The 23,364-nt window shown below is 38.3% G+C and carries 29 protein-coding genes; 22 read left to right on the plus strand and 7 right to left on the minus strand.

The window, feature by feature from the left end:
* Positions 1–1,185, plus strand: coding sequence for an MFS transporter (locus tag NAF19_RS28650; protein WP_252793812.1), 1,185 nt, complete (start codon positions 1–3; stop codon positions 1,183–1,185).
* 63 nt (positions 1,186–1,248) lie between these two features.
* On the opposite strand, the gene NAF19_RS28655 is transcribed toward NAF19_RS28650, so the two are convergent.
* Entirely contained in the window at positions 1,249–3,435 is a 2,187-nt protein-coding gene (locus NAF19_RS28655) for a TonB-dependent receptor (protein ID WP_252793813.1), read from the minus strand.
* Between the two features lie 977 nt (positions 3,436–4,412).
* Here NAF19_RS28655 and NAF19_RS28660 point away from each other — a divergent pair.
* The 3 genes from NAF19_RS28660 to NAF19_RS28670 are packed head-to-tail and all read left to right on the plus strand — an operon-like array spanning position 4,413 to position 7,133.
* Positions 4,413–5,285, plus strand: a complete 873-nt coding sequence (locus tag NAF19_RS28660; protein WP_252793814.1) for a nucleoside triphosphate pyrophosphohydrolase family protein — start codon at positions 4,413–4,415, stop codon at positions 5,283–5,285.
* Positions 5,285–6,013 (plus strand): thymidylate synthase family protein, encoded by a 729-nt coding sequence (locus NAF19_RS28665; RefSeq protein WP_252793815.1) that lies wholly within the window; start codon positions 5,285–5,287, stop codon positions 6,011–6,013. Before NAF19_RS28660 ends, NAF19_RS28665 begins: the two co-directional genes overlap by 1 nt.
* Positions 5,997–7,133, plus strand: a complete 1,137-nt coding sequence (locus NAF19_RS28670; protein WP_252793816.1) for a uracil-DNA glycosylase family protein — start codon at positions 5,997–5,999, stop codon at positions 7,131–7,133. The genes NAF19_RS28665 and NAF19_RS28670 overlap by 17 nt, the downstream gene beginning before the upstream one ends.
* Here the strand turns inward: NAF19_RS28670 and NAF19_RS28675 are convergent.
* Positions 7,126–7,635 (minus strand): PIN domain-containing protein, encoded by a 510-nt coding sequence (locus tag NAF19_RS28675; protein ID WP_252793817.1) that lies wholly within the window; start codon positions 7,633–7,635, stop codon positions 7,126–7,128. The genes NAF19_RS28670 and NAF19_RS28675 overlap by 8 nt on opposite strands.
* Before the next feature lie 14 nt (positions 7,636–7,649).
* Entirely contained in the window at positions 7,650–8,708 is a 1,059-nt protein-coding gene (locus NAF19_RS28680; protein ID WP_252793818.1) for a helix-turn-helix domain-containing protein, read from the minus strand.
* A 128-nt stretch (positions 8,709–8,836) separates the two neighbouring features.
* On the opposite strand from NAF19_RS28680, the gene NAF19_RS28685 reads away from it, so the two are divergent.
* From NAF19_RS28685 to NAF19_RS28710, 6 genes are all read left to right on the plus strand, one after another.
* On the plus strand, positions 8,837–9,010 hold the full coding sequence (locus NAF19_RS28685; protein WP_252793819.1) for a hypothetical protein: 174 nt from the start codon (positions 8,837–8,839) through the stop codon (positions 9,008–9,010).
* Between the two features lie 106 nt (positions 9,011–9,116).
* The gene (locus tag NAF19_RS28690; RefSeq protein WP_252793820.1) at positions 9,117–9,602 is read left to right on the plus strand and encodes a TIR domain-containing protein; all 486 of its coding nucleotides are present in this window, start codon (positions 9,117–9,119) and stop codon (positions 9,600–9,602) included.
* Between the two features lie 9 nt (positions 9,603–9,611).
* Complete coding sequence (locus tag NAF19_RS28695; RefSeq protein ID WP_252793821.1) at positions 9,612–10,220, plus strand: Nmad2 family putative nucleotide modification protein; 609 nt, start codon at positions 9,612–9,614, stop codon at positions 10,218–10,220.
* 5 nt (positions 10,221–10,225) lie between these two features.
* Complete coding sequence (locus tag NAF19_RS28700) at positions 10,226–10,774, plus strand: toll/interleukin-1 receptor domain-containing protein (protein ID WP_252793822.1); 549 nt, start codon at positions 10,226–10,228, stop codon at positions 10,772–10,774.
* A gap of 8 nt (positions 10,775–10,782) precedes the next feature.
* Complete coding sequence (locus NAF19_RS28705) at positions 10,783–12,207, plus strand: SIR2 family protein (protein WP_252793823.1); 1,425 nt, start codon at positions 10,783–10,785, stop codon at positions 12,205–12,207.
* A 1-nt stretch (position 12,208) separates the two neighbouring features.
* A complete protein-coding gene (locus tag NAF19_RS28710) occupies positions 12,209–12,691 on the plus strand; it encodes a TIR domain-containing protein (protein WP_252793824.1) in 483 nt (160 codons plus the stop codon).
* A 189-nt stretch (positions 12,692–12,880) separates the two neighbouring features.
* Here the strand turns inward: NAF19_RS28710 and NAF19_RS28715 are convergent, their stop codons facing one another.
* The 4 genes from NAF19_RS28715 to NAF19_RS28730 form a co-directional block, all read right to left on the minus strand.
* Positions 12,881–13,078: a hypothetical protein gene (locus NAF19_RS28715; protein WP_252793825.1), complete on the minus strand. Its 198-nt coding sequence runs from the start codon at positions 13,076–13,078 to the stop codon at positions 12,881–12,883.
* Positions 13,079–13,124: 46 nt separating this feature from the next.
* On the minus strand, positions 13,125–14,183 hold the full coding sequence (locus NAF19_RS28720; protein WP_252793826.1) for a DUF932 domain-containing protein: 1,059 nt from the start codon (positions 14,181–14,183) through the stop codon (positions 13,125–13,127).
* Entirely contained in the window at positions 14,167–14,367 is a 201-nt protein-coding gene (locus NAF19_RS28725) for a hypothetical protein (RefSeq protein ID WP_252793827.1), read from the minus strand. Before NAF19_RS28725 ends, NAF19_RS28720 begins: the two co-directional genes overlap by 17 nt.
* A gap of 206 nt (positions 14,368–14,573) precedes the next feature.
* A complete protein-coding gene (locus NAF19_RS28730; RefSeq protein ID WP_252793828.1) occupies positions 14,574–15,158 on the minus strand; it encodes a hypothetical protein in 585 nt (194 codons plus the stop codon).
* A 581-nt stretch (positions 15,159–15,739) separates the two neighbouring features.
* On the opposite strand from NAF19_RS28730, the gene NAF19_RS28735 reads away from it, so the two are divergent.
* The 12 genes from NAF19_RS28735 to gcvH all read left to right on the plus strand — a co-directional run bounded on the left by NAF19_RS28735 (position 15,740) and on the right by gcvH (position 23,103).
* Positions 15,740–16,063, plus strand: a complete 324-nt coding sequence (locus NAF19_RS28735) for an ArsR/SmtB family transcription factor (protein ID WP_252793829.1) — start codon at positions 15,740–15,742, stop codon at positions 16,061–16,063.
* A 54-nt stretch (positions 16,064–16,117) separates the two neighbouring features.
* Complete coding sequence (locus NAF19_RS28740) at positions 16,118–16,966, plus strand: arsenite methyltransferase (protein ID WP_252793830.1); 849 nt, start codon at positions 16,118–16,120, stop codon at positions 16,964–16,966.
* Between the two features lie 81 nt (positions 16,967–17,047).
* Positions 17,048–17,377 carry an ArsR/SmtB family transcription factor gene (locus NAF19_RS28745; protein WP_252793831.1) on the plus strand — a complete coding sequence of 110 codons (330 nt, stop codon included), beginning with the start codon at positions 17,048–17,050 and terminating at the stop codon, positions 17,375–17,377.
* Between the two features lie 76 nt (positions 17,378–17,453).
* Positions 17,454–17,918 carry an arsenate reductase ArsC gene (locus tag NAF19_RS28750; protein WP_252793832.1) on the plus strand — a complete coding sequence of 155 codons (465 nt, stop codon included), beginning with the start codon at positions 17,454–17,456 and terminating at the stop codon, positions 17,916–17,918.
* Positions 17,919–17,932: 14 nt separating this feature from the next.
* Complete coding sequence (locus NAF19_RS28755) at positions 17,933–18,373, plus strand: VOC family protein (RefSeq protein WP_252793833.1); 441 nt, start codon at positions 17,933–17,935, stop codon at positions 18,371–18,373.
* Between the two features lie 6 nt (positions 18,374–18,379).
* A complete protein-coding gene (arsB, locus tag NAF19_RS28760) occupies positions 18,380–19,462 on the plus strand; it encodes an ACR3 family arsenite efflux transporter (RefSeq protein ID WP_252793834.1) in 1,083 nt (360 codons plus the stop codon).
* Between the two features lies 1 nt (position 19,463).
* A complete protein-coding gene (locus NAF19_RS28765) occupies positions 19,464–20,234 on the plus strand; it encodes a metallophosphoesterase family protein (RefSeq protein ID WP_252793835.1) in 771 nt (256 codons plus the stop codon).
* Between the two features lie 47 nt (positions 20,235–20,281).
* A complete protein-coding gene (pstS, locus tag NAF19_RS28770) occupies positions 20,282–21,400 on the plus strand; it encodes a phosphate ABC transporter substrate-binding protein PstS (RefSeq protein ID WP_252793836.1) in 1,119 nt (372 codons plus the stop codon).
* Between the two features lie 51 nt (positions 21,401–21,451).
* Positions 21,452–21,841 (plus strand): hypothetical protein, encoded by a 390-nt coding sequence (locus NAF19_RS28775; protein ID WP_252793837.1) that lies wholly within the window; start codon positions 21,452–21,454, stop codon positions 21,839–21,841.
* Between the two features lies 1 nt (position 21,842).
* Complete coding sequence (locus tag NAF19_RS28780; RefSeq protein WP_252793838.1) at positions 21,843–22,535, plus strand: metallophosphoesterase family protein; 693 nt, start codon at positions 21,843–21,845, stop codon at positions 22,533–22,535.
* Position 22,536: 1 nt separating this feature from the next.
* Positions 22,537–22,707, plus strand: coding sequence for a hypothetical protein (locus NAF19_RS28785; RefSeq protein WP_252793839.1), 171 nt, complete (start codon positions 22,537–22,539; stop codon positions 22,705–22,707).
* Between the two features lie 12 nt (positions 22,708–22,719).
* Positions 22,720–23,103, plus strand: a complete 384-nt coding sequence (gcvH, locus tag NAF19_RS28790) for a glycine cleavage system protein GcvH (protein WP_252793840.1) — start codon at positions 22,720–22,722, stop codon at positions 23,101–23,103.
* Positions 23,104–23,364 lie beyond the last annotated feature (261 nt).

The raw sequence follows: 23,364 nt of genomic DNA on the forward strand, positions 1-23,364 counted from the left end.
ATGAAAATTATAACAAGGGCTATTTGGATACTATCATTAGTGAGTTTGCTTACAGATGTATCAAGTGAAATGCTATACCCGGTGATGCCCATATACCTAAAACATATTGGCTTTTCGGTATTATTGATCGGGTTATTAGAAGGTCTTGCTGAAGCTGTCGCCGGGTTCAGCAAGGGTTATTTTGGAAAATTGTCTGATCATATTGGGAGCCGGGTGCCATTTATTCGCTTGGGATATTTTCTGAGCGCCCTATCTAAGCCTATGATGGCAGCATTTACCTATCCGGGCTGGATATTTTCCGCACGTACTATGGACCGTCTCGGTAAAGGTTTGCGTACAGGCGCAAGAGATGCGCAGCTTTCCGATCAAACTACACCGGAACACAAAGGAAAAGTATTTGGCTTTCATCGGTCTATGGATACCATTGGTGCCGTAATCGGACCATTGGTTGCGCTGATTTACCTATATTATTATCCCGGCCAATACCGTATCATGTTCGTACTTGCTTTTTCGCCGGGTTTATTAGGGGTAGCCATAACCTTTCTATTGCGGGAAAAGAAAAAAAGGCCGATAGAAGATAAGAAACCTAACTTGTTTTCATTTTTAAAGTATTGGAAAGAAAGCCCGGCGGCCTATCGGAGCCTGGTATCCGGCCTTTTATGTTTTGCACTGATCAATAGCTCTGATGTTTTTTTACTGCTGCTTTTAAAAGCAAAGGGGATCAGTGATGTTCATTTAATTATGGTCTATGTGTTTTACAATCTTTGTTATGCAGCATTTGCTTACCCAGCCGGTATAATTGCCGACCGCATAGGATTAAAAACCACCTTAATCATAGGATTGCTGTTCTTTGCTACTGTTTATGGAGGAATTGCGTTTGTAAATACCCTGCCTTTATTCCTGTTATTATTTGCGCTCTACGGCTTGTATGCCGCTATGACGGAAGGTATAAGCAAGGCATTGATCAGCAATGTTTCAAAAAGAAGCGATATTGCGACAGCAATTGGCACCTATGCTGCTTTTAGCAGCATCATGGCTTTGTTGTCCAGTTCCATTGCAGGACTGGTGTGGTTTTCTTTTGGGCCCATGACTTTATTTGTATGTTCTGCAACAGGTGCTTTTTTAGTTATTCTGTATTTTGTCATTATAAAATTAACACCAGGTTCAATTATAGACGCCGGTTAAATTTTTAAAACAGCGTTTAAATAATATATCAATTGATAAGAGGCTTTACATTTTCCCGGTTTTTCACAGTTTGAACTTAATTCCTCCATTAATCACAAAGCCATCCAGCGGCGCATAGATGTCCTTGAATATCGGGTCGGTAATACTGCCGGTGTATATCGTGCCAAATTTCGTCTGTCGGGTATCGGTCAGGTTTTCAAAATTGACAAACAGCGAAAACCGTTCCCATATCTTTTCTGCCATCAGCCCTGCTGTCCAATAACCCCGGCCAGTACTGCCGTCATTTAATAGCTGCGGGCTAAAATAATAGGCTTCCGCACCGATCTTGAATTTATCCTCGACCTCATAGACCAGCACATTATTCAGCCTGTTTTTAGAAACCAAAGGGTAAGTTGATATGGTATTGTTCGTGTGCTGCATCACGTCAGCCAGTGTATAGCCCAGGAACAGCTTGAGGTTTCCATAAGTTAATTTAACATTGGTTTCCATTCCTTTTGTATTCAGGTCGCCCTGCGGTTGGAGATATTGCAGGTCACCGTTAGCCAACGGTGCCAATAGGATTGGATTATTGACACGGGTATAAAAGAAAAGCTGGTTGACGCTGAAACTAACCTGGTCATTAAATAAGCCTGTTTTGTAAGTAATATCATAGTTGGCACCATAAGAGCGTTCTGCTTTGGTGTTAGCCACATCTATCGGCAATACGTTCCTGAACTCAATGCGTTCAGCATCTTCGGTAAATACCGTTGGGGCTTTATAGCCTAAACCACCGCCCAAACGAGTAGAGAAATGCGGATTAATTTTATACAAGCCGGAAATACGGGGCAATACAAAAAATCCATATTCATTATGATAGTCGCCTCTTAAACCTGATTCCAACGTAAATTTATCTGTAGCGTTCCAGATGTTTTGAACAAATGTTCCTATGGTATTGTAGTTGTAAATGCGTAAAGGAAAACTGCTGTTTTGATCTTCCCTAAAATTATCAGTTAAGTAGTTCAACCCAGCCACCCAATCTGTTTTCTCGCCATTATAGGCATAATTGGCTTCGCTGTAGGTAGATACCTGTACACCGGAAAATTGGTAGCCCGGCAAATTGATGCTACGGTTAAAATAGCTGACGCTATTTTTAATTATTAGCTTTTCTTTATCATTCAATTTATGGTCTAATTCTACTTGCGAACTGTAACGTCCTGTTTTGTTTAGTTCATAGTAAGAATGCTGCGCATCACCATCACCTTTGAGGTACTGCATATCACCCCCGATGCGGGTTTCAGCTGTAGCGTTGACGCCAGTAATTAAAGTGGTATTCTTATCCGGGTAAAAGAACAACTTTGGATTTAAGGTATAGCGGTTATACCGGGGTATGGCTGATAATCCGATATTTGATGGGTCATAAGGTGTGCCATGATTATAAGCTGCATAAACTGTCGCGCCGATCTTGGCAAACTTTTGGGAATAAAAGCCACTGGCATCTAATCCTAATGCCGAGTTGCCATTCAGTAAAAAGTCCAGGTGCCGTTCATCCGTAGGGGTTTTGCTCACCAGGTTGACCAAACCTGCAATAGCGCCACCACCATACAAAGTTGAGGATGACCCCTTAATTACTTCCACCTGTTTTAAATCAAGCGGGGCGATCTGCAATAGCCCCAACCCGCCGGAAAAGCCGGAGTATAAGGGAAATCCGTCTCGGATGATCTGCGTGTATTTACCGTCCAACCCTTGTATGCGGATACTGGAATTGCCGCTGGTAGCCGAAGTTTGTTGCGTTTGGATACCGGTACTTTCAGCCAGCATCATACGTATATCGCCGGGTTTCATGTTGCCCTTTTCCTCCAGTTCTTCGCCGGAAATTACTTCGATACGGGTAGGAATATTTGCGATAGTGCGGCTGCTTCGGGTTGCACCAATTACCACTACTTCCAGTTCCTTGCCCTCACCTTTGCCCGCTGATTGCAATAAGATCAGCATGGGCGCGGTTTGTGTTAATGGAAATGTTAGTGTGTCCAGTCGGGTTTCATAACCAACATAACTATACAGGACGACCTGTTTTCCGTTTGGTATTTTTGTAAGCATCAATAGCCCGGCGGTATCAGACGAAGCGCCGACGGGTGTGCCTTGAATAGATGCGGTCGCGCCAATTAACGTTTCGTTTGTTTTGGCATCTTTGATGATCGCCTTGAAAGTATTTTGAGAATAAGCTATAGCAGTATAAAGCAGTGCCGCCATAAACACGATTATTTTTTTCATTAAAGTATATGATTAAGTTAAGACAGAAGAATCAGCCTTTGGGCTGTAAAACATCCGTTAACTTATTTTAGGGGGGAGCCAAATGGAACGGACTACTTTCTCAATGTACGGCTGGTGATAAACAGCGTGATACCGAGTATGATTTTCAGGGATAATCAGCGAATTGATAGTTATTGGTTTCGATATGATGAAACCAACGCAAGAACCGCAGGTAAAAAAAGGAGAACAGCCGGGGCATTCTTTTTCCTTCACAGGGGATTTATCCGACAATTCTTTTTTAGTAGCTATTTTCCCCTGACAGTCATTATCTAAACAACAAGGCTTTGTTGAAAGTACGATAACGTATAAAGATAATATTACGCATATTAATTTCACTACACAAACTTATAGGTTTATTTCAAATCACTGGTCATACCTGGCTATTATTGTTGAAAGAATTCCGGCAAAATATAATTTTAAATGAAAAAACCTCGCAAGTACATCGGTACTTGCGAGGTTTTGTACTCCAAAAGGTATTAATAACCGGACGCTTTTTAGAGGATATACAGCTTTTAGGCCGTTTAATCGCATAAAATGAGGTAGGTGGCGGGAAACATATTCGGACGTTTTTATAGTATTTTAATCGAAATGTTTACTTTTTGGCTTCAGACGATATTAGTACTTGGCCATGTATTCTGCATTACTTAATGAATAAGCTCTCAGAAACTAATCTGGAGAATTTTTGTAAAACATTGATTTCATCTGGTATAAAAAAATTCAAATAAAAATCCCATATGGGATAAATTGTGGAGCCAATGCCAAAATAGTCGATTTAATCACGAGAACGAATTAATAAAAAATATAATTCATAAAACATATTTTCCAATTATAAAATTGAAGAGGATGTCTAAAATACCCCCTCCATAATCAATTCCATTATCTCAAATCTTGATTAAATAGTATATTTATAAATTATTGATTTACAACCTATAAATCTTATGGAATTTAGTAAATATCAACAGGAGGCAATAAAAACAAGGCAACCCTATCCTAAAGAACATGACATCATTGTTCCCTTTTTAGGAATTGTTGGTGAAACAGGTTCGGTAATATCTGAATTGAAGAAAAAAATCAGAGATGGCGAATCCTACCTTAGTTTCAAAAAGAACTTGACTATCGAATTAGGGGATGTTTTGTGGTATATAGCAAACATTGCTTCTCAAAATGAGTTGAGTCTGGAAGATATTGCAGCTATAAATCTTGAAAAAATCCAAGATCGTTGGATCAATGAAGGAGATGACCACTTTATCATTATTGATGAGGGGTACCCAGAAGAAGAGCGTTTTGAACCCGAATTTGAAATCACATTTAAGGAATATTCGGAAAAGGGAAAAACAAAAGTTGAAATTTTAAAATCGGGAGTAAGAATTGGAGACCCTATTACCGATAACTCTTATGAAAATGATCAATATCGTTATCATGATATTTTTCACTTTGGTTATATAGCATATTTGGGATGGTCACCGGTAATAAGAAAACTGTTAAGCAATAAGCGAAAAAGTAAAGATGTTATTGATGAAGTGGAAGATGGTGCTCGGTCAGCAATTACTGAAGAACTGATAACCCTATTGATTTTTACCCACTCACAAAATCATGATCTATTTAAATATACCGAAAGAGTGGATACTGAAATTCTTGATTTAGTTCAAAAATTAGTTGCCGATATTGAAGTCAAGGTAATAAGGAAAAAACAATGGGAAATTGCAATTCTCGGTTCTTATAAAGTCTTTCATGAATTGGTAAAGAATAAGGGTGGCCGGGTCAACGTTTCCTTGAAAAACCGTAAATTAACTTACATGGGTAAGAATTAATGGCACAGTTATTCCAGTTTAATACTTGTTTCGAAGCCTGGTATTCGATTGCGACAAATCTGCTCAATAATAGAGAGGGGAGTAACTTTTTAATTGAAATTGACAATCCTTGTGAATATAATGAATTAGACGAATGGTTAGTTAGATATAATCCGGCATCCGTTTCAAAAAATGCAAAGCATCAACTGAATAATATCATTAATACTATTTTTCCCTATAAACTCTCGTTAAGGGTTAACAATAGGGGTGAGCTTTATAATACGTATTTAGCAATATATAATCGTTCAAGGAGATTGGGAAATCAAAAGTGGGGAACATACTTCGAAAGATTAATTAATTATCCAAACAGCAATAGAGTTGGTGATGGAAGTAATCAATTGGAAAATGCTATAAGAGCCTTAAATAGTAATTCCAACTGCAGGAATTATATTACATTCCACTTGACATCAGCTAATATTGAATCGAATGCCAGGCCAATGGGAGCGCCCTGCTGGCAGTTCGGGGAATTGGTAAAAAATGGGAATAGTATTGACCTAATTGCTGTGTATAGGAACCATGATTATTTTTATAAAGCATTTGGTAATTTCATTGGGCTTTCACGATTACTGCAATATATTTGTATGCAATCAAATAAGGAGCCCGGAAAATTGATTATTCATTCTACCCACGCTTACTATAACTCATCAAAAAAGGATTTAAGACAATTATTAAGTGGAGGAATTATTTAATAAAATTAATGAACAGGAGTTTGATAATCTTTGTAATAGCGTTAAAAGCTGTGAACTGTGCCCCCGAATGGCTTCAAGCCAAAGAATTTTAAGTCGAGCCTCGGGCTCCGTTTCAGCGAAAATTATGTTCATTGCAGAAGCTCCAGGTCGGTTAGGGGCCGACCAATCTGCAATTCCTTTGCACGGGGACAAAACAGGACACAACTTTGAGGCGTTATTGAAATTTGCAAATCTGGAAAGGTCAGAACTCTTTATAACAAACGCGGTACTCTGTAATCCAAGAGATACTGATGGAAATAATTCCACGCCCACGAAATCGGAGATATTTAACTGTACAAAATTTCTTAAAAGTCAGATTGAATTAATTAATCCTGAGATTATTGTAACTCTCGGTGCTACAGCTTTACATGCGCTAAATTTAATAGAACCTCATAGCCTATCATTAAAGATAAATGTAAGGACAGTTAATACCTGGCTGCAAAAAAAATTAATTCCCCTTTATCATCCAGGTCAGAGAGCGATGCTTCACAGGAGTTTGGCAAATCAACGATCAGACTACCAATTTGTTAATGATACTTTCAAGCAACTATCAAGAAAAACATCCTATCGCATTTCTAAAACATCCTTACTAAAAGAAGATATATTAGCGATAGTGTCTTACATACTAAATAAACAAAAGCTTACCTATTTTGCCCTTCACAAAATTTTTTACCTCATTGAATATAATAGTTTTTTGAACTTTGGACATAGGTTAACCACCGCTTACATAATCCGACAGAAAGATGGGCCCTACTGCACGGATTTGCATATTAATCGGCTAAGAAATAGTATTGATGGACTACAAACAAAATTTATTTCAAAAACCAGTTTTGTAGTTTATAAAGAAAAGGAATCTTTATTTGCTTCAACGGACGATTTATCTGATAAGTTGTCTGACGAAACCACAAAAATGATTGATTATGTATTAGAAAAATATGGGGCTAAAAGCAATGCATCACTTAAAAGAAGCGTTTATTTCACCAGACCTATGCGTAACATTTTATTTTATGAGAACAATCATAAAATAAATTTATATAACACACCAATCCAGTTTGTTGATCAATTTACATTAGCTACTTAATGGATTCTTCTTGTTCCCATTTTTTTATTCTTTTATGGCAGTCATCCTTGGGAAGTCTGTCATTATAAGATAAGAGCAACTCCATTCTATCGACCGCGTAGGTTGTTGAAATTAGTTCATTTTCAAGAAATATGTCAAATAACCAAATTATCCCTTCAGCACTCAACTGCTTGCTTTCACAATAATCTTTTAATTTATTATCTCCTGAAATTACAAAAACTTGCTGTTTTATTGCATAATAATAAACGGTTTTATCGGCAGCCTCTAACCCGACAGGTAGGATTAAATTTCCGATCTCAACTATTTCCTCAAAACTAAAATTGTAAACAATCAATTTTTTCACCAAAACAAATGGCTTTAACTCATCTTTCTGGAGCGTATTGAGTTGATCATAAACCTCTCTTGTTGTGTGAATCTCATAGCCGAAACCAAATAAATGTTGTATCAACCCTAAAGCGATAAGGTCAATAAAGATATTTGCATCGGTAATAGCGGCTTTCATCAGTTTTGGATATTTTAAGCATGAGGTTGAACATCCAAATACTGGCTTCTAAAATCACTAAGGGTTTGGTTATTTAATGCGGCAGCTTTAGTTGAAGATATAATTTCTTGTGCAACGGCCCGCATGAGTAATTGAATAAATCGGTCAGATTCTTCTTTGCCCTCATACCCATATTTTTCGTATGATTTTAATTGTTGATTATACCTGATAAGGAAATATTTCAAATATGAATCGCTAATTAAATCCATTGATCGGGCTTTATACATGATGGCCGTTAATGAAATGCCATGATATTTTTTTATTGATTGTAGTTCCCTGGTAAAAACCGTTTTTCGTTTGCCTCCAAAATATTCCATTATTTTTTCATTGGGCAAGAGCATTGTTCCTGCAAAAGCATCACATAATTTTTCAGCTTGTTTTTCGTCAAAAGAGGAAAGATCTGTAAACAGGTGACATAATTCATGTAGGACAGTGAAACGTTTACGAACAAGGGGAATATCAGGGTGATCATTAAAAACGATTACACAAATGCGACCACTAATAATAGTTGATAAACCGGAAAAAGATGGGTCAGCAATAACACGATAGACTTTTATGTTATTTTCTTCTAATAATTCAATACAATTATAAATAGGATCAGATCCTATTTTTAACAATTCACGCATGTGTTTTGCAGCCAGACTAATTTCATCAGGATGATTTATTTGAAATGATCTAAATTCAAAGGGCATCGATTCGTTTAATCCCAGCAAGCTCTCTAATTCCAGATAACGTTCAAGATATTCGATGGTCGAACTTTTGACCTTTTCCTGTTCCTTAACAGGTAGTTTCTTTAATTTTCTAAATTCAACCTGATCCAGAATTACGGCATTGTCTTTAAAAAAATAATCCAGGGTAACATTCAGGGATTGACACAATTGGGATAAAATATCGCTGTCAGGGGACTGCTCACCAGTCTCTAAACGGTTTAGTGCTTGTTTGGATAAAGAGCCGTTTAAAATGTCTGATAAATCCTGTAGAGACAGCCCATTCATTTTCCGGGCATTTTTTAATCTTTCAGGAAATTGCTTCATATGTAATATTCTGCCATAAAAGTAAAGTTATTATCGATGTAATTTTTCTTTTGGACGAATTTATAAAATAATTCTATTTTGTCCAAATGTTATTATAGCTTTGTGTTGTAACAAAAATACATACAATCATGGCAACAAATGGAAAACCCGGGGACGGACATCGCAATGGACAAGTAAGAGAACGTAGTCAAGCTTACAACCCAAAAACTGAAACGTGGACTAAGCGTGATACGCAGACAGGAAAATTTATGGATGGTAAGGCAGATGGTTCGCCATTCAAGGGAGTCAGAAAAGAGAAGTAATTAAAAAATTGTTAATTACTTCAATTTGACCAAAGTAAGGACACTGCGGCTTCTTTATTATTACTTGATTGAGTGGTAATATATTTTTACGTATAATAAAATTAAAATGGATAAGACACATAATGTATTTATCAGTCATCATGGAAAGGACGATGAGCACCTTCAAAGACTAAAAGAAAGATTAAGGGACAACGGATATAATATTCGGAATAGCTCGGTTGATAGCACCAAGCACCGTCCGATAAGACCAAGTGACGAAGTAATCGCTCGTTATCTTCGAAAAGGAATTTCCTGGGCAGGTACATTTATTTGTTTGATTGGCGAAGAAACACATACAAGGAAATGGGTTGATTTTGAAATAAAACAAGCCCATCTGCAAGGAAAAAAAATTGTTGGCGTTTATTTGCACGGCTGTTGCAATAACGTTGAATTACCTGAAACTTTCAAAAAATACGGAGGTGCACCGATTGGTTGGAACTCTCTGGACAAATTGGCTGATGCAATGAAAGGAGATCAGATGCCTGCGGAAAATGCTGATGGCACACCAAGAACACCGATTTTTAAAATTACAAGAGTTAAATGTTATAATTAATATAATTGAATGGCTTATTACTCATATAAGATAGAGCATGATTTCGGTTTAGCACCAAATCCATTTGGAGGATATTGCACCTTAGCCGTTTGCAAATCTGATATTCGAAAGAATAAAAAGCTTAGAATAGGCGATTGGATATTAGGAACTGGAAGTGTCAAATTGAACAAACTACATCAACTAATATTTGCAATGCAGTTAGAAGAAAAAATAACCTTAATGCAGTATTGGGATGATTCTCGATTTCAATTTAAAAAGCCAGTAATCAATGGTAGTTTGGTTCAAATGTATGGTGACAATTTTTACCACAAGGATAAAATTACCGGTGAATGGATTCAAGAGAATTCTGCACATTCCTCTGAAGGAGGTAATATAAATGCTGATCATCTTAAAACCGATACCGGAGGTGAAAATGTCTTGATTTCAAAATTGTTCTATTACTTTGGAGAGAAAGCTATCAAAGTTCCAGATGCTTATCTTTCAATTTGTAATGAAGGCAGGAATATTAAAAGCACCTCTATTCCTGTACCTATTGCAGATGATTTTATAAATTGGCTAACTAATCACTATTCAAATGGTATCCATGGAGATCCTATAAATTGGAAAAATCATAAATAATCATAATGTCAATATTATCTAAATCACAATTAGCTTCTATCGCTCAGAGTAAAGCCGGAAGTCGTGGCCTAAGAGGCGTTGTTAATGAAACAAGGCTATTTGCGAAATCAACTGCAATAACAAGTGTCTTTCTTTCTCACTCCCATACCGACAGAGATATTGTTGAACAAGCAAAAATATTTTTTGAAAATCTTGGTATAACAGTATATGTCGATTGGGCAGATAAAACAATGCCAGAAAAAACTGATGGAGCCACAGCCCAAAAAATAAAAAATCAAATTATTTCCATTAACGACAAGTTTGTATTACTCGCTACGAATAATGGCATTGCTTCTAAATGGTGTAATTGGGAAGTTGGAATAGCTGACCCCTTTAAGTTACCAAATAAAAAAATGGCTTTGCTTCCTCTTGCTGATAATAATGGATCGTGGAATGGGAACGAATACTTGCAAATTTATCCCCGAATTGAAAGAGGTACTACAAATTCTAATGAATTTTGGGTTTGGTATCCCGACAATTCTTTAGAGTCACTAACAAGTTGGTTGCAAAAATAAATATAGACATGAATAAGTTAATAGAGTTGTTCATTAATGATTTTCTAAAAGAAATTGAAGAAAATAATGCTGCTGTCTTTGCCGGTGCGGGACTTTCAGCGGCTTCAGGTTTTGTCGATTGGAAAGCCTTATTAAAAGAATTCGCAGACGAATTGGATTTAGATATTGGTAAAGAAACCGACTTGATTTCCTTAGCACAATATCATTTAAATAAAAATGCTAATAACAGACATTCACTAAGCCAAAAAATAGCAAATGAATTCCATCATGGGAAAAAACCAAATGAAAATCATGAAATTTTGGCGCGTTTACCAATTTCTACTTATTGGACAACCAATTATGATAAATTAATTGAGAAATCATTAGAAAATGTGAACAAGGTAGTTGACGCTAAATATACTACCGCACACCTTGCAAGAACAATAAACGGAAGGGATGTAACTCTTTATAAAATGCACGGGGATGTCGATCATCCTGACGAAGCTATTATTTCGAAAGATCAATATGAAAAATATTATCAATCACATGGCGCTTATATTAACACTTTAAGTGGTGATCTCACTTCAAAGACCTTTCTATTTATTGGATTTAGCTTTACTGATCCTAATCTGGACTACATTTTAAGTAGAGTACGGACAACTTTTAAAGATAACCAAAGGAAACACTATTGTTTCTTTAGAGAAGTAAAACAGGAAAAAGATGAAAGTGATGCAGATTATCAGTATCGCGTTATAAAGCAATCATTGGTGATAACGGACTTGCTTAGATTTAATATTCACGTTACGCTTGTTAAAGAGTACCCTGAAATAACTGACATCTTAAGGGAAATTGAAAGAAGATTTAAACGGAAAACAGTATATATCTCAGGAAGTGCTCACGAATATGGGAATTGGGACATCCCAAAAGCTGAAAGTTTTATTTCTGAACTAAGTAAGGCCTTAATTAGAAGTGATTTTAAAATCGTTTCGGGATTTGGTTTAGGTGTAGGAAGTTCAGTAATCAATGGCGTATTGGAAGAAGTTTATATAAAAAGAAAAGAGAACATTAAGAATCAACTTTTATTAAGGCCCTTTCCACAGGGCGACCAAGGGAAATTATTATGGGAAAAATATAGAGTTGACATGATTTCTTATGCAGGTATATCAATTTTTATATTTGGGAATAAGCTTGAGGATAATAAGGTTGTACTTGCCAATGGAATACAGCAAGAATTTGACATATCCATAAAACAAAATACGATTGTTCTCCCTATTGGTGCGACTGGTTATATGGCGAAAAAACTTTGGGAATTGGTGTTAAATGACTTTGAAGCATATTTTGGTTCCAGCGAACATATAGATGTTTTTAAACAATTGGGGGACGAAAATAATACGCCAGAACAATTAATAGACTTAACATTATCACTATTAAACAAACTTATAAAAAAGAGATAAAATGGCTAAAAGACAAGTTTTTTACAGTTTTCATTTTGGGAATGATGTAATGCGCGTTCAGCAAGTAAGAAATATGGGCGTAATTGAAGGTAATACTCCTGTATCACCAAATGAATGGGAAACGGTTAAAAAGGGAGGAAATACAGCAATAGAAAAATGGATTGAAGATAACATGAAATATAAATCTGCCGTTGTTGTACTCGTTGGAGAAGAAACTCACAAAAGGCCATGGGTTGAATATGAAATTATAAAAGCCTGGAAGGAAAAAAAAGGATTAGTCGGAATCTATATTCACAACCTAAATTGTCCTAATAACGGTAAATGTAGCAAGGGAAATAATCCATTTGATCAATTGGAACTAAATAACAAAAAATTATCTTCAATTGTAAAATGCTATGATCCTGGTAATGATGCTTATAATAATATAAAAAATAATATTGATTCTTGGGTTGAAGAAGCCATTAAAATTAGAAACTCTTATTAATTATGTTCAATTAATTTTTGGAGGGTGTAATATGACCTGTGTCAGGACGCTTAAAAGAAGTTTTCGGGCACTTAAAACGCGGCAAAAGCCGCTTATTGCCGACCGCTAATTTACTGATACGGTGACTATTAGGGGCTTCCTACCTCTTTTTTACCTTAAACAAGACCTTTATATGCCTATGATTTTAAGTTAAGCAGAGGGGCTTATATCCATTATCTGCACATTATTGTCAATAACACTTTTAAGCATATTTCTTGCAAGGCTGATTTCAAAATCATCTATTTTGGTAACCTTTAAATGTAAACTGTTTATTTCATCAAGTTGTTTAAGACATTTTGAAATGATTTTCAAAGCCTTAAAATCTGTTTTATCTCCTAAAATGCTCATAACGATTAATTTATAAAGGGGGTGTTTAGCCCCCTATTGGTTATTGTTAGTTTAATATATTACCATGTTTGGCAAATTCAGTGCATAAATCAAAGGCGGTTTGACTGCGTTGCAACCCCGTCCCGTACATGATGCTTTTAAACTTGCTTTCATCATCCTTAAAGTTTCGGACATTCTGAAAATATCCCGTAACCGCATTGTAAGCCCCAAACAAAGTTCCTTTCGTGGTGGCTTCCTGTTGTGTCGGGCTGGTCAAGGCATATTCCATAACGCTACTTACCATATTATTATAAGTTGTGCTTAATTCGTCCTGCTTCCCGTTTTGCAGGTTTTGTAATACTTCCTTATTCGGTGCCATTGCAATTTGTATTAAATGCTTAACGGCATTATCTGTAATGCGGATTTTTGACCAATGGTTAAACACTTCTTCCAGTTCGTCGGCTAACTGGTTGGTAATGCCTAATAATTGATGTGCTTGTTTTAGTCTTTCGTTTGCGCTGGCGGTATGCCGTATTTTAATGCCGTTGCTATGGTTACGCATGGCAGCGTTTAAAGTATTGGCGCAAACTATGCGAACAGGGGTAAAAGCTGCGGTAATACTGCCGTAACCATCATGCGAAGTAGTTAAAAATAAATACTGCTCTATTAAATCATCCTTGCCCACCCGGATATAATCGGGTAGTTTAGCGGTTATAAAAATGCGTTCACCTTTGCCTAACGCTCCGGCGGTTTCGTATAAAATGCCGTCTTTACCCCCCACAATACTATCGAAAAATTCAAAGGCGTTAACATTCTGTACCACTTCGTAATCTTTGCCAACTACCCCCAAAACCTGTTCGGTATCGTTGCGGATGGTAGCGTAAAAGTCGGGTACTTCAATTTCGGGGATTAAAATATCCGTGTCGGGGTCGCCTGTATGATTTTCAGTATCATACGTAAATAAAGGGCGTTTTTCAACGGTGTAGTTTAACCCTGCGTGTATAATCGCTTCTGCGCTTGTCGGGTAATCTGTAATGATCTGCCCTAAGTTGTGCCAGGCTTTTTCCTTTACTGAAAAAAAACTGTGCTTTTCTGTTTGCTCGTTATAATTAAGATTGTGTGCCATTGTTGTTTTTGTTTAATTGTTCTTTATTCAGTTTAATAATCTCTGTTTCCAATACTTCCACATTTTCGGTACTGCCGATGGTGTATTGTGTTTGGTTTTCCAGCTCTTTCATAGCATCCTGTATATGTTGATACTTGGTGCGGATAACCACTTTAATAAATAGAAATACGGTGTCTTTCATCATCTTATCAGTTGTAATTATTAATGAAATCGTTTAACTCGGAATTGAAAACTGCGGGGTTTTCATTTGCTAATTGCTGTGCATAACCATCCCAAAAAATTTGGTTGGTTAATTCGATAAATAATTCTAACATTGTCTTAGCTTTTAAGAAAATAGAAGTTTTTAAAAACGCTCCCTGCAATTCAGATGCAGGGGGCGTTTTCCATTAATTAAGCGGGAATAATGATACCTGCTTCAATCTGCGCCAGTTTGTCTATACAAAGGGCGTTCACATATTGCGTTACATGAAAAATGATTACCGGGTTTTTAGTGGTAAAGCTTTTGCCCTTGTCATCTGCAATTGTTAGTTCGCACCGGGAATAATTGGTTATCCCGCTTTCTTCGGCTTCATCCTTTTGGTTAACCTCAAAAGCTTCCAAACTTTGGATGGTATCCATTAATTTATCCCGTTGCACTTTACGGCGGTGCAGTTCTTCCACCAATTTTAACGTACTCTCTAAATTCAGTACAGGTTTAGCGGGTTTTACTTCTTCGGCAACTTTCTTTGGTTCTTCTGCCTTTGGCTGTTCTGCCACAATTTTGGGGCTGTTCTCTGCCTGTACAATTTCTTTAGGCTGTTCGGTTGCCTGTACAGGTGCGGGGGTTTCCGCTCTCTTCGGTTCGTCCTTTTTTGCTTCGCCGTTTAAAGCGATACTTACTGGCAAATTGCTTGCTTTTGCAGTTACGTTATTGTGACCTGTGATATTTGCCCTGTTATTGTTAATCGCTGTTGTTTTTACTTCTACGGTTTTCATAATTTCTAATTTTTAAATGTTTTTAATAAATTCAATAATTGCCCTAATGGGGCGTTTTGCAATGGCGGGGCGGTCTGTCCGCTCCGCTGTTGGGCTGTGTGTGGTGGGCTTCTGCCGTTTGCTGTTTTCATAGTTGCTTTTGTTTTTAAAGTCAGTCGGCAGGGCCTCCCGGCTTTTTGTTAAGCAACCTCACCTGAACACAAGCCCTTTGTAAGGCAAGACTTTGCGAAAAAAAATACGCTTGCGAGGAACGAGCAAGGAAGATTTTTTTTCAGCAAACCCGCAGGGCCCCGGTCTTGACGTCAAAGGGCTTGTTCAGAAATTTGCTAACCAAAAAGCCTGGGGGAATTTTAAGCGGTATTAAGGAGCAGTTATTAAAAAAATAAGAAGTAGCGGCAAAAAGTCCGTGTGGTTTGAGTGAGCGCAGGCGATGCTCAAATCGCACGGGCTTTTAAAATGCAGGGAAGTGGCTGAATGAGGGACGAGTGAAGCGGCTGGAGCTGCTGAGATAACTATATTTATTGTATAATAAAAAATATTTTGAATTGTTAATTTATTAATCGTAATATTGCAATATAATTATGGGCTTAACTAAAACAGAAATATTTACCGAAGAACAAAACAGTTTAGCCGTTTTGCTCAAGGCAATGGCACACCCTGCGAGGATCGCTATTTTACAACAGATCATAAAGGTTAATGCTTGTATCTGCGGCGATTTGGTAGATGAATTGGGTTTAGCGCAACCAACCATTTCACAGCATTTAAAGGAGTTGAAAAACGCAGGGCTTATTCAGGGAACGATTGAGGGCGTAAGTGTTTGCTATTGCATCAATCCTATTGTTTGGGATCAGTTAAAGGATCAATTAGGCGTTTTCTTTAATTCCTATAACCCTGCCTGCTGTTAAAAAAAATTTGAATTAATCCATCGTAATATTACAATAAATTAAAAAAATAAGATCATGAATAACGAACAGGAATTAAAAGAGATCGTAAGGCAAAAATACAGCGAGATTGCTTTACAGGACAAAGAAGACAACCAGGCATCATGCTGCGGGGCTACCTGTTGCAGTACCGAGGTGTATAACATCATGAGTGATGATTACACTGAACTTAACGGATATAACGCGGATGCCGATTTGGGTTTGGGTTGCGGGTTGCCGACACAATTTGCAAAAATAAAAACGGGTGACGTAGTAATCGACTTAGGTTCAGGCGCGGGAAATGATGCTTTTATAGCCAGGGCCGAAACCGGTGAAACCGGCAAAGTGATCGGTATTGATTTTACCGAGGCCATGATCAATAAGGCAAGAGCAAATGCCGAAAAGCTGGCTTTTCATAATGTCGAGTTTCGTTTTGGCGACATTGAAAATATGCCCGTTACCGCCAATGTTGCCGATGTGATTGTTAGCAATTGTGTATTGAATTTGGTGCCAAATAAAGATGCCGTGATCAAAGATATTTACCGGGTGCTAAAACCAGGCGGACACTTTAGTATTTCTGATGTGGTATTAGTAGGAAATTTACCTGATGCCCTGCGTAAGAATGCGGAAATGTACGCAGGTTGTGTTGCAGGTGCCATACAAAGAGAAGTTTATTTGGAACTAATCAAAATCAACGGCTTTAAAAATATCACTGTTCAAAAAGAAAAAGCGATTATTATCCCGGATGATATATTGAGCAAATATTTAAGTGAGGCAGAGATCAGCAGCTTTAAGTCAGGTAGCACAGGTATATTCAGTGTTACGGTATTTGCTGAAAAGCCAGTCGAAGAAAAGGAAGCTTGCTGCGCTCCCGGTTGTTGTAATTAATATCGACCAATTACGCAAGTTAAATTTAACAGTAATTTAATTTGCGTAATTGAATTTAATCGTAATATTGCATTATACAAGATGGGATTAACGAAGACCGCAAATTTTACAGAAAGACAAAATCAACTGGCACAAATGCTCAAAGCTTTGGCACATCCGGCGAGGATCGCGATCATTGACCATTTGCTGAAAGCTAACGAATGTATAACCGGCGATTTGGTAGAGGTTACAGGCTTATCGCAGGCCACTACTTCGCAGCATTTGAGAGAGTTGAAAGAGGCGGGGTTATTAAAAGGAACGATTGACGGCACATCGATGAACTATTGTATTGACCAGGCAAAATGGAAGGAAAACGCGGCAATTTTAAAAACGTTCTTTATTGACGTGAAATTTGACGAAACCTGTTGTTGATTTTTTTTGCATCTCTTTATCGGTAAATTGCAATATACAAGCAGATGAAAATTATAAACCACTAAATAAATAAATTATGATACAGCACAGCATTTTATTCGTTTGCATCCATAATTCAGCGCGCAGCCAAATGGCCGAGGCGTTCTTGAACCACTATGACGGGAAATCCCTGATCGCTGAAAGTGCAGGCTTAGAACCCGGAAAATTGAACCCCAATGTTGTTAAAGTGATGGCGGAAGTTGGCATTGACATCAGCTACAAAGGCACACAGGAAGTATTTGACCTGTTTAAGAAAGGCCGGTTATTCCAGGCGGTAATTACAGTTTGCGATGAAGCCAGCGCAGAGGGCTGCCCTATATTTCCCGGTGTAGTACGGAGAATGGGCTGGTCATTCCCCGACCCTTCAAGTTTTAAAGGCACAGAGGAAGAAATCCTGGAAAATACCCGCAAGGTGAGAGATGAAATAAAGGAAGCGGTGCTGGCTTTTATTGAAGAAGCGAAGCACATGGAATATTGGGTAAAACAAAAACTTAATGCTTAATCCTGTATTGGAATATGCTTCATGCCGCGACGTTAAATATCGAATATGAGGTAAAAGACCTGGTTCGTACCATCGACTTTTACGATATCTTATTTGGAGAGTCAGCTGCCGATCTTTATGAAGGGCATGTCATCTATGCTTTAAGAAAACAATTATTGACGATAACATTTATTGAAAACCCGAAAGTGACTGTACCAATATGCGGCAATTTTAGCTTTCTTTTTAATTCCGACAAGGAGGTTTATGAACGCTTTGTACAATTCACAAGAGCGGGATTTGCTAATACCTTGAAAGCGGATTATAATTCATTCGGCCCGAGCAACCATTCTTTCGGCATAACAGACCCTAATGGACTCAATTGGAAATTTAACATCAAAGACAAAAAAATAAATACTTTTAAATTTTTCAATATCCCGCGTGTTAACAGCGTATGGGACATCTTAAAACCCTTATAATAAATAATGAGCGCAAACAACTGTGCCCCTGTGGCAGAAAGAAAAAAACTAAGTTTCCTTGACCGTTACCTGACTTTATGGATATTCCTTGCAATGGCCATCGGCGTAGCAGTGGGCTATTTTATTCCCTCGTCAGCAGGATTTATCAATTCCTTTTCCACCGGGACAACCAATTTACCGCTGGCTATTGGCCTAATTCTAATGATGTACCCCCCTCTCGCCAAAGTGAAATATGAAAACATGGGCGAGGTATTCAAAGACACCAAGGTATTAAGCGCCTCTTTAATATTAAACTGGATAGTTGGCCCTATCCTGATGTTTGTATTGGCAATAACCTTGCTGCGCGACCATCCCGCTTATATGATTGGTTTAATTCTGATCGGCCTGGCACGGTGCATTGCAATGGTAGTAGTATGGAATGAATTGGCCGAAGGCAATCGGGAATATGCAGCCGGATTAATTGCCTTAAACAGTATCTTTCAGGTATTGCTTTACAGCGTTTATGCTTATGTTTTTATTACCCTATTGCCGCCGTTATTCGGGTTAAAAGGATTGGCGGTGGATATTACCATTGGGGAAATCGCTAAAAGCGTCGGTATCTATTTGGGAATTCCATTTGCAGCCGGTGTCATTAGCCGTTACAGCTTAATAAAACTTAAAGGTGAGGAATGGTTTCAAACGAAATACGTTCCGTTCATATCACCGATAACCCTAATCGCTTTACTCTTTACCATTGTGGTCATGTTCAGCCTGAAAGGTAATCTGATCGTGCAGATTCCTATGGACGTGGTGCGAATCGCTATTCCTTTGGTGATTTATTTTTCTATCATGTTTACGATAAGCTTTTTTATCGGCAAGTCATTTGGTGCGGATTATTCGAGAAGTACTTCTATTGCCTTTACAGCTACCGGCAACAATTTCGAACTGGCGATAGCCGTTGCTATTGGTGTATTCGGTATTAATTCTGGAGAAGCTTTTGCCGGCGTAATCGGGCCATTAGTGGAGGTTCCTGCTCTGATCGCCTTAGTCAACTTAGCCTTTTGGTTAAGAAAGAAATATTATACCCAAAAAACTATTACGACCATCTAATATGAAAATTGCACTTTTTTCAGATATACACGCCAATCTGCCAGCATTGGAAGCGTTTTTTGCCGATGTCGAAAAACAAAAACCCGATGCTGTTTATTGCCTGGGCGATTTGGTCGGCTATAACATTTGGCCAAACGAAGTAATTGACGAGATCCGCAAGCGCGGCATTCCTTGCATTGCTGGGAACTATGACTTTGGGATTGGCCGTCATAGTGATGATTGTGGCTGCGCTTATAAAACGGACGAGGAAAAAGCAATGGGCAAAATATCCATCGCTTATACCAACGAGGTGGTAAAAGACGAGCAAAGGGCTTATTTACGTACTCTGCCAGCACATATCCGTTTAGAGTTTCAACTCAATAACGACAAATTGAATGTGCTATTAGTGCATGGTAGTCCCCGCAAGGTCAATGAGTACTTGTTTGAAGACCGGGACGAAAAAAGCCTGTTACGCATTATGGAGCAAGCGGACGCAGACGTAATGTGTTTCGGTCATACGCATCAGCCTTATCACCGGGTATTGCCAACGGTAGTTACCGAAGACCCGCATTACCGCCATGCCATCAATATCGGTTCGGTGGGCAAACCAAAAGATAAAGATCCGCGTGGCGGCTATGTATTGCTGCACATCAATGAGAATAGTTCAGTTAAAGATAAGGATAGTGTAAAGGTTGAGTTTATCCGTTTTGATTATTATATAGAGCAAGCGGCAAAAGCGGTTGAAGATAGTCCTTTACCTAATGAGTATGCGGATATGCTTCGTCATGGTTAAACTTAAAACGCACATAAATTATCAGATAAACCCTTAAAAACTTCATTATGAAAACCAGATTAAAACCAACAGCCCTGCTGGTTGCAGGATGTCTATTGTCTTTAAGCAGCGTATTGCTGTTAAGCAGTTGCGGCGGCTCAGGCGGCACTAAAAATGGGAGTGACAGCACAGCAGCGAGTAAAGGAGAGAGTGACAACACGCTATTAGGTGCGGGCAGCACATTCGTTTATCCTTTATTCTCAAAAATGTTTGCCGAGTACGGCAAAACGAACAACGTCAAAGTTAACTATCAGTCCATCGGTTCAGGCGGCGGTATCCTGCAACTGACCAATAAAACGGTTGACTTTGGCGGTTCTGATGCCCCATTGAATGATGAGCAGACTAAAAAGATCGGTGTGCCTGTACTACACATCCCAATGGCATCCGGTGCTGATGTGGTTTCTTATAATCTACCAGGCATTACATCATCCCTTAAAATGACCCCCGATCTGATCGCCAGTATTTTCTTAGGCAAGATCACCAACTGGAACGATGCAAAAATTGCCGCAGTCAATCCGGGTGTTAAACTCCCTAATCTCCCCCTAGTAGTCGCCCACCGTTCAGACGGAAGCGGTACCACCTATATATGGACAGATTATTTAACTAAGATCAGTCCTGAATGGGCAAAAAAGGTTGGCAAAGCGGGTGCGGTAAACTGGCCGACAGGATTAGGTGGCAAAGGTAACGAGGGTGTAGCAGGATTGATCAAACAAACACCAGGTGCAATCGGCTATATCGAATTGTCTTATGCCATCCAAAATAAAATGCCGGTGGCACAGGTACAGAATAAGTCAGGCAAATTCATTACCCCTAATTTAGCCTCCATCACAGCAGCCAGCAATATCGATCTGCCTGCCGATGCCAAGGTATCGCTGACCAATACCAGCAACCCGGATGGTTATCCGATCAGCAGCTTTACCTGGGCATTGATCTATAAGGAACAAAATTATAATAACCGGACGGCAGCAAAGACTAAAGAACTGTTGGACTTGTTGTGGTGGAATATCCATGATGGACAAAAAAATTGCGAGCCTTTAAATTATGCTACACTTTCTAAGTCAGCAGTAACCGTTGCTGAAAATATATTAAAATCGGCCACTTATAGCGGTCAGCCTATCTTAAAATAGAATTATAGGCCAATGTCCTAACCGGGCATTGGCTTACTTAAAATAAGAGCAATGGATCATAATTTTATCATACAATTATTAAAGGAAAAGGAGGCTAATCTTTTAAATGAACTGCAGCATGTCAGAGCAGCTATGGAAGGTTTTATTAAAGAAAATACAGAAGCCTTGTTTCCCAAGCATAGTAAGTATGACTTAGTTGCAGAACTAATCCCCGTTGCTTATGAAGCTTGTAGCACTTATAATAGTAAGATATTATTCATTCTGAATAAAGAAGAAAAACCAATGATGGTCGATGAAATCGTAGCAGAGATCATGATTGCAGAACCTTTATTAGATATAAAAAAGCTTCACAATACAATTGGTTATTCTTTATCCATGCTGGCGAAAAATGGCAGGGTGAAAAAACATCCTTTTAACCGACATATCAAATATTCTCTATAACATGACTATTGCTTTATTTTCTGATATACACGCCAATTTGCCTGCCTTTGAAGCCCTGCTGGCTGACCTCGACAATCGTAAACCCGATGCGGTTTATTGCCTGGGTGACCTTATCGGCTACAATATCTGGCCGAATGAAATTGTTGCGCAAGTCCGCAAACACGGTATTGCGACATTAGCCGGTAATCATGACTTGAAAACCAACGGTTACGCATATGAATTAGTATCGGCAGAAAACCGTGTGTATTTGAACACATTACCCGCCCGCATCAAACTGGAATACCAGCTCAACCAAGACCATTTAAATATCGTTTTGGCACATGGCAGCGCCCGGAAGATCGATGAATATGTATTGGTGGATACGAACGAAGCTTACCTTTTAGAAATGATGGACGAAGCAAAGGCAGATGTACTATGTGTAGGGCATTCGCATAAACCTTATCACCGGGTAATTAAAACGGGTAGTGGTTACAAGCACGTCGTTAATATTGGTTCGGTCGGCAAGCCAAAAGACAAAAACCCGATGGGTTGCTATGTGCTGATTACCACAAACGAAACTGCGGCACATAATGATAAAGACAGCATCAGCGTTGATTTCATCCGGGTAGCTTACGATATAGAAAAAGCGGCAAAAGCAGTTGAGGAAAGCCCGCTCCCGAACGAATTGGCCGATATGCTGCGTAAAGGCTATTAGCATGAAAAAACAACAGAAGCATTATATTTTTATGGCTGCAATAATGATGCTTACTGCGCTTATAGCAACTTTTAAATTTGATATGTCATACGGCTATTATTGGCTGATTCCCTGCCTTTTTGGCTTTATCGGCGGCGTATATATTTATGCCGCTATCAAAATAAACCATTAAAACTCCAACTACATGAAATTCCCAGAAAACTTATTGTATTCTAAAGAACATACCTGGTTACAGGTTGATAATCCTATCGGCACTGTTGGTATAACCGAATTTGCTCAAAGTGAATTGGGTGAGATGGTTTACGTGGAGTTACCACGGATAGGCCAAACATTTAAAGCCGATGAAATATTTGGTTCTGTAGAAGCCGTTAAAACCACAAGTGACTTATTCATGCCTGTTTCAGGAAAGGTTGTTGCGATAAATGAGGCTTTGACTAAAGAGCCAGAATTGGTAAATAGCGATTCCTTTGATAGTGGTTGGATGATAAAAATTGAAATATTGGATTTTTTAGAAACCGATAATCTGTTAAACAGCGAGAAATATAGGGAAATGATAGGAGTAAATTAATTCGAGGGCAAAAACTAAAAAAAAAGCCTGGTCGATTACCGACCAGGCTTACAATATGGTACAATAAATTTTTTATTATACTTTGTTTTTGATTTCCGTTACTTCCTTACGAATATCAGTGGCAGCAACTTTAATTTGCTGTAAAGTGACTATTCCGGGGAAACTGACCACTCCATTCCGTGGCAAACTGACCAGGCAATTCCCTGGCGAACGGGTTCAGCGAGAGCTGTAAAAGCGTTGTGTTAAAAGTAGTTATTTAAA

The organism is Mucilaginibacter flavidus (genome assembly GCF_024055575.1).
GTDB classification, from domain to species: Bacteria; Bacteroidota; Bacteroidia; order Sphingobacteriales; family Sphingobacteriaceae; genus Mucilaginibacter; species Mucilaginibacter flavidus.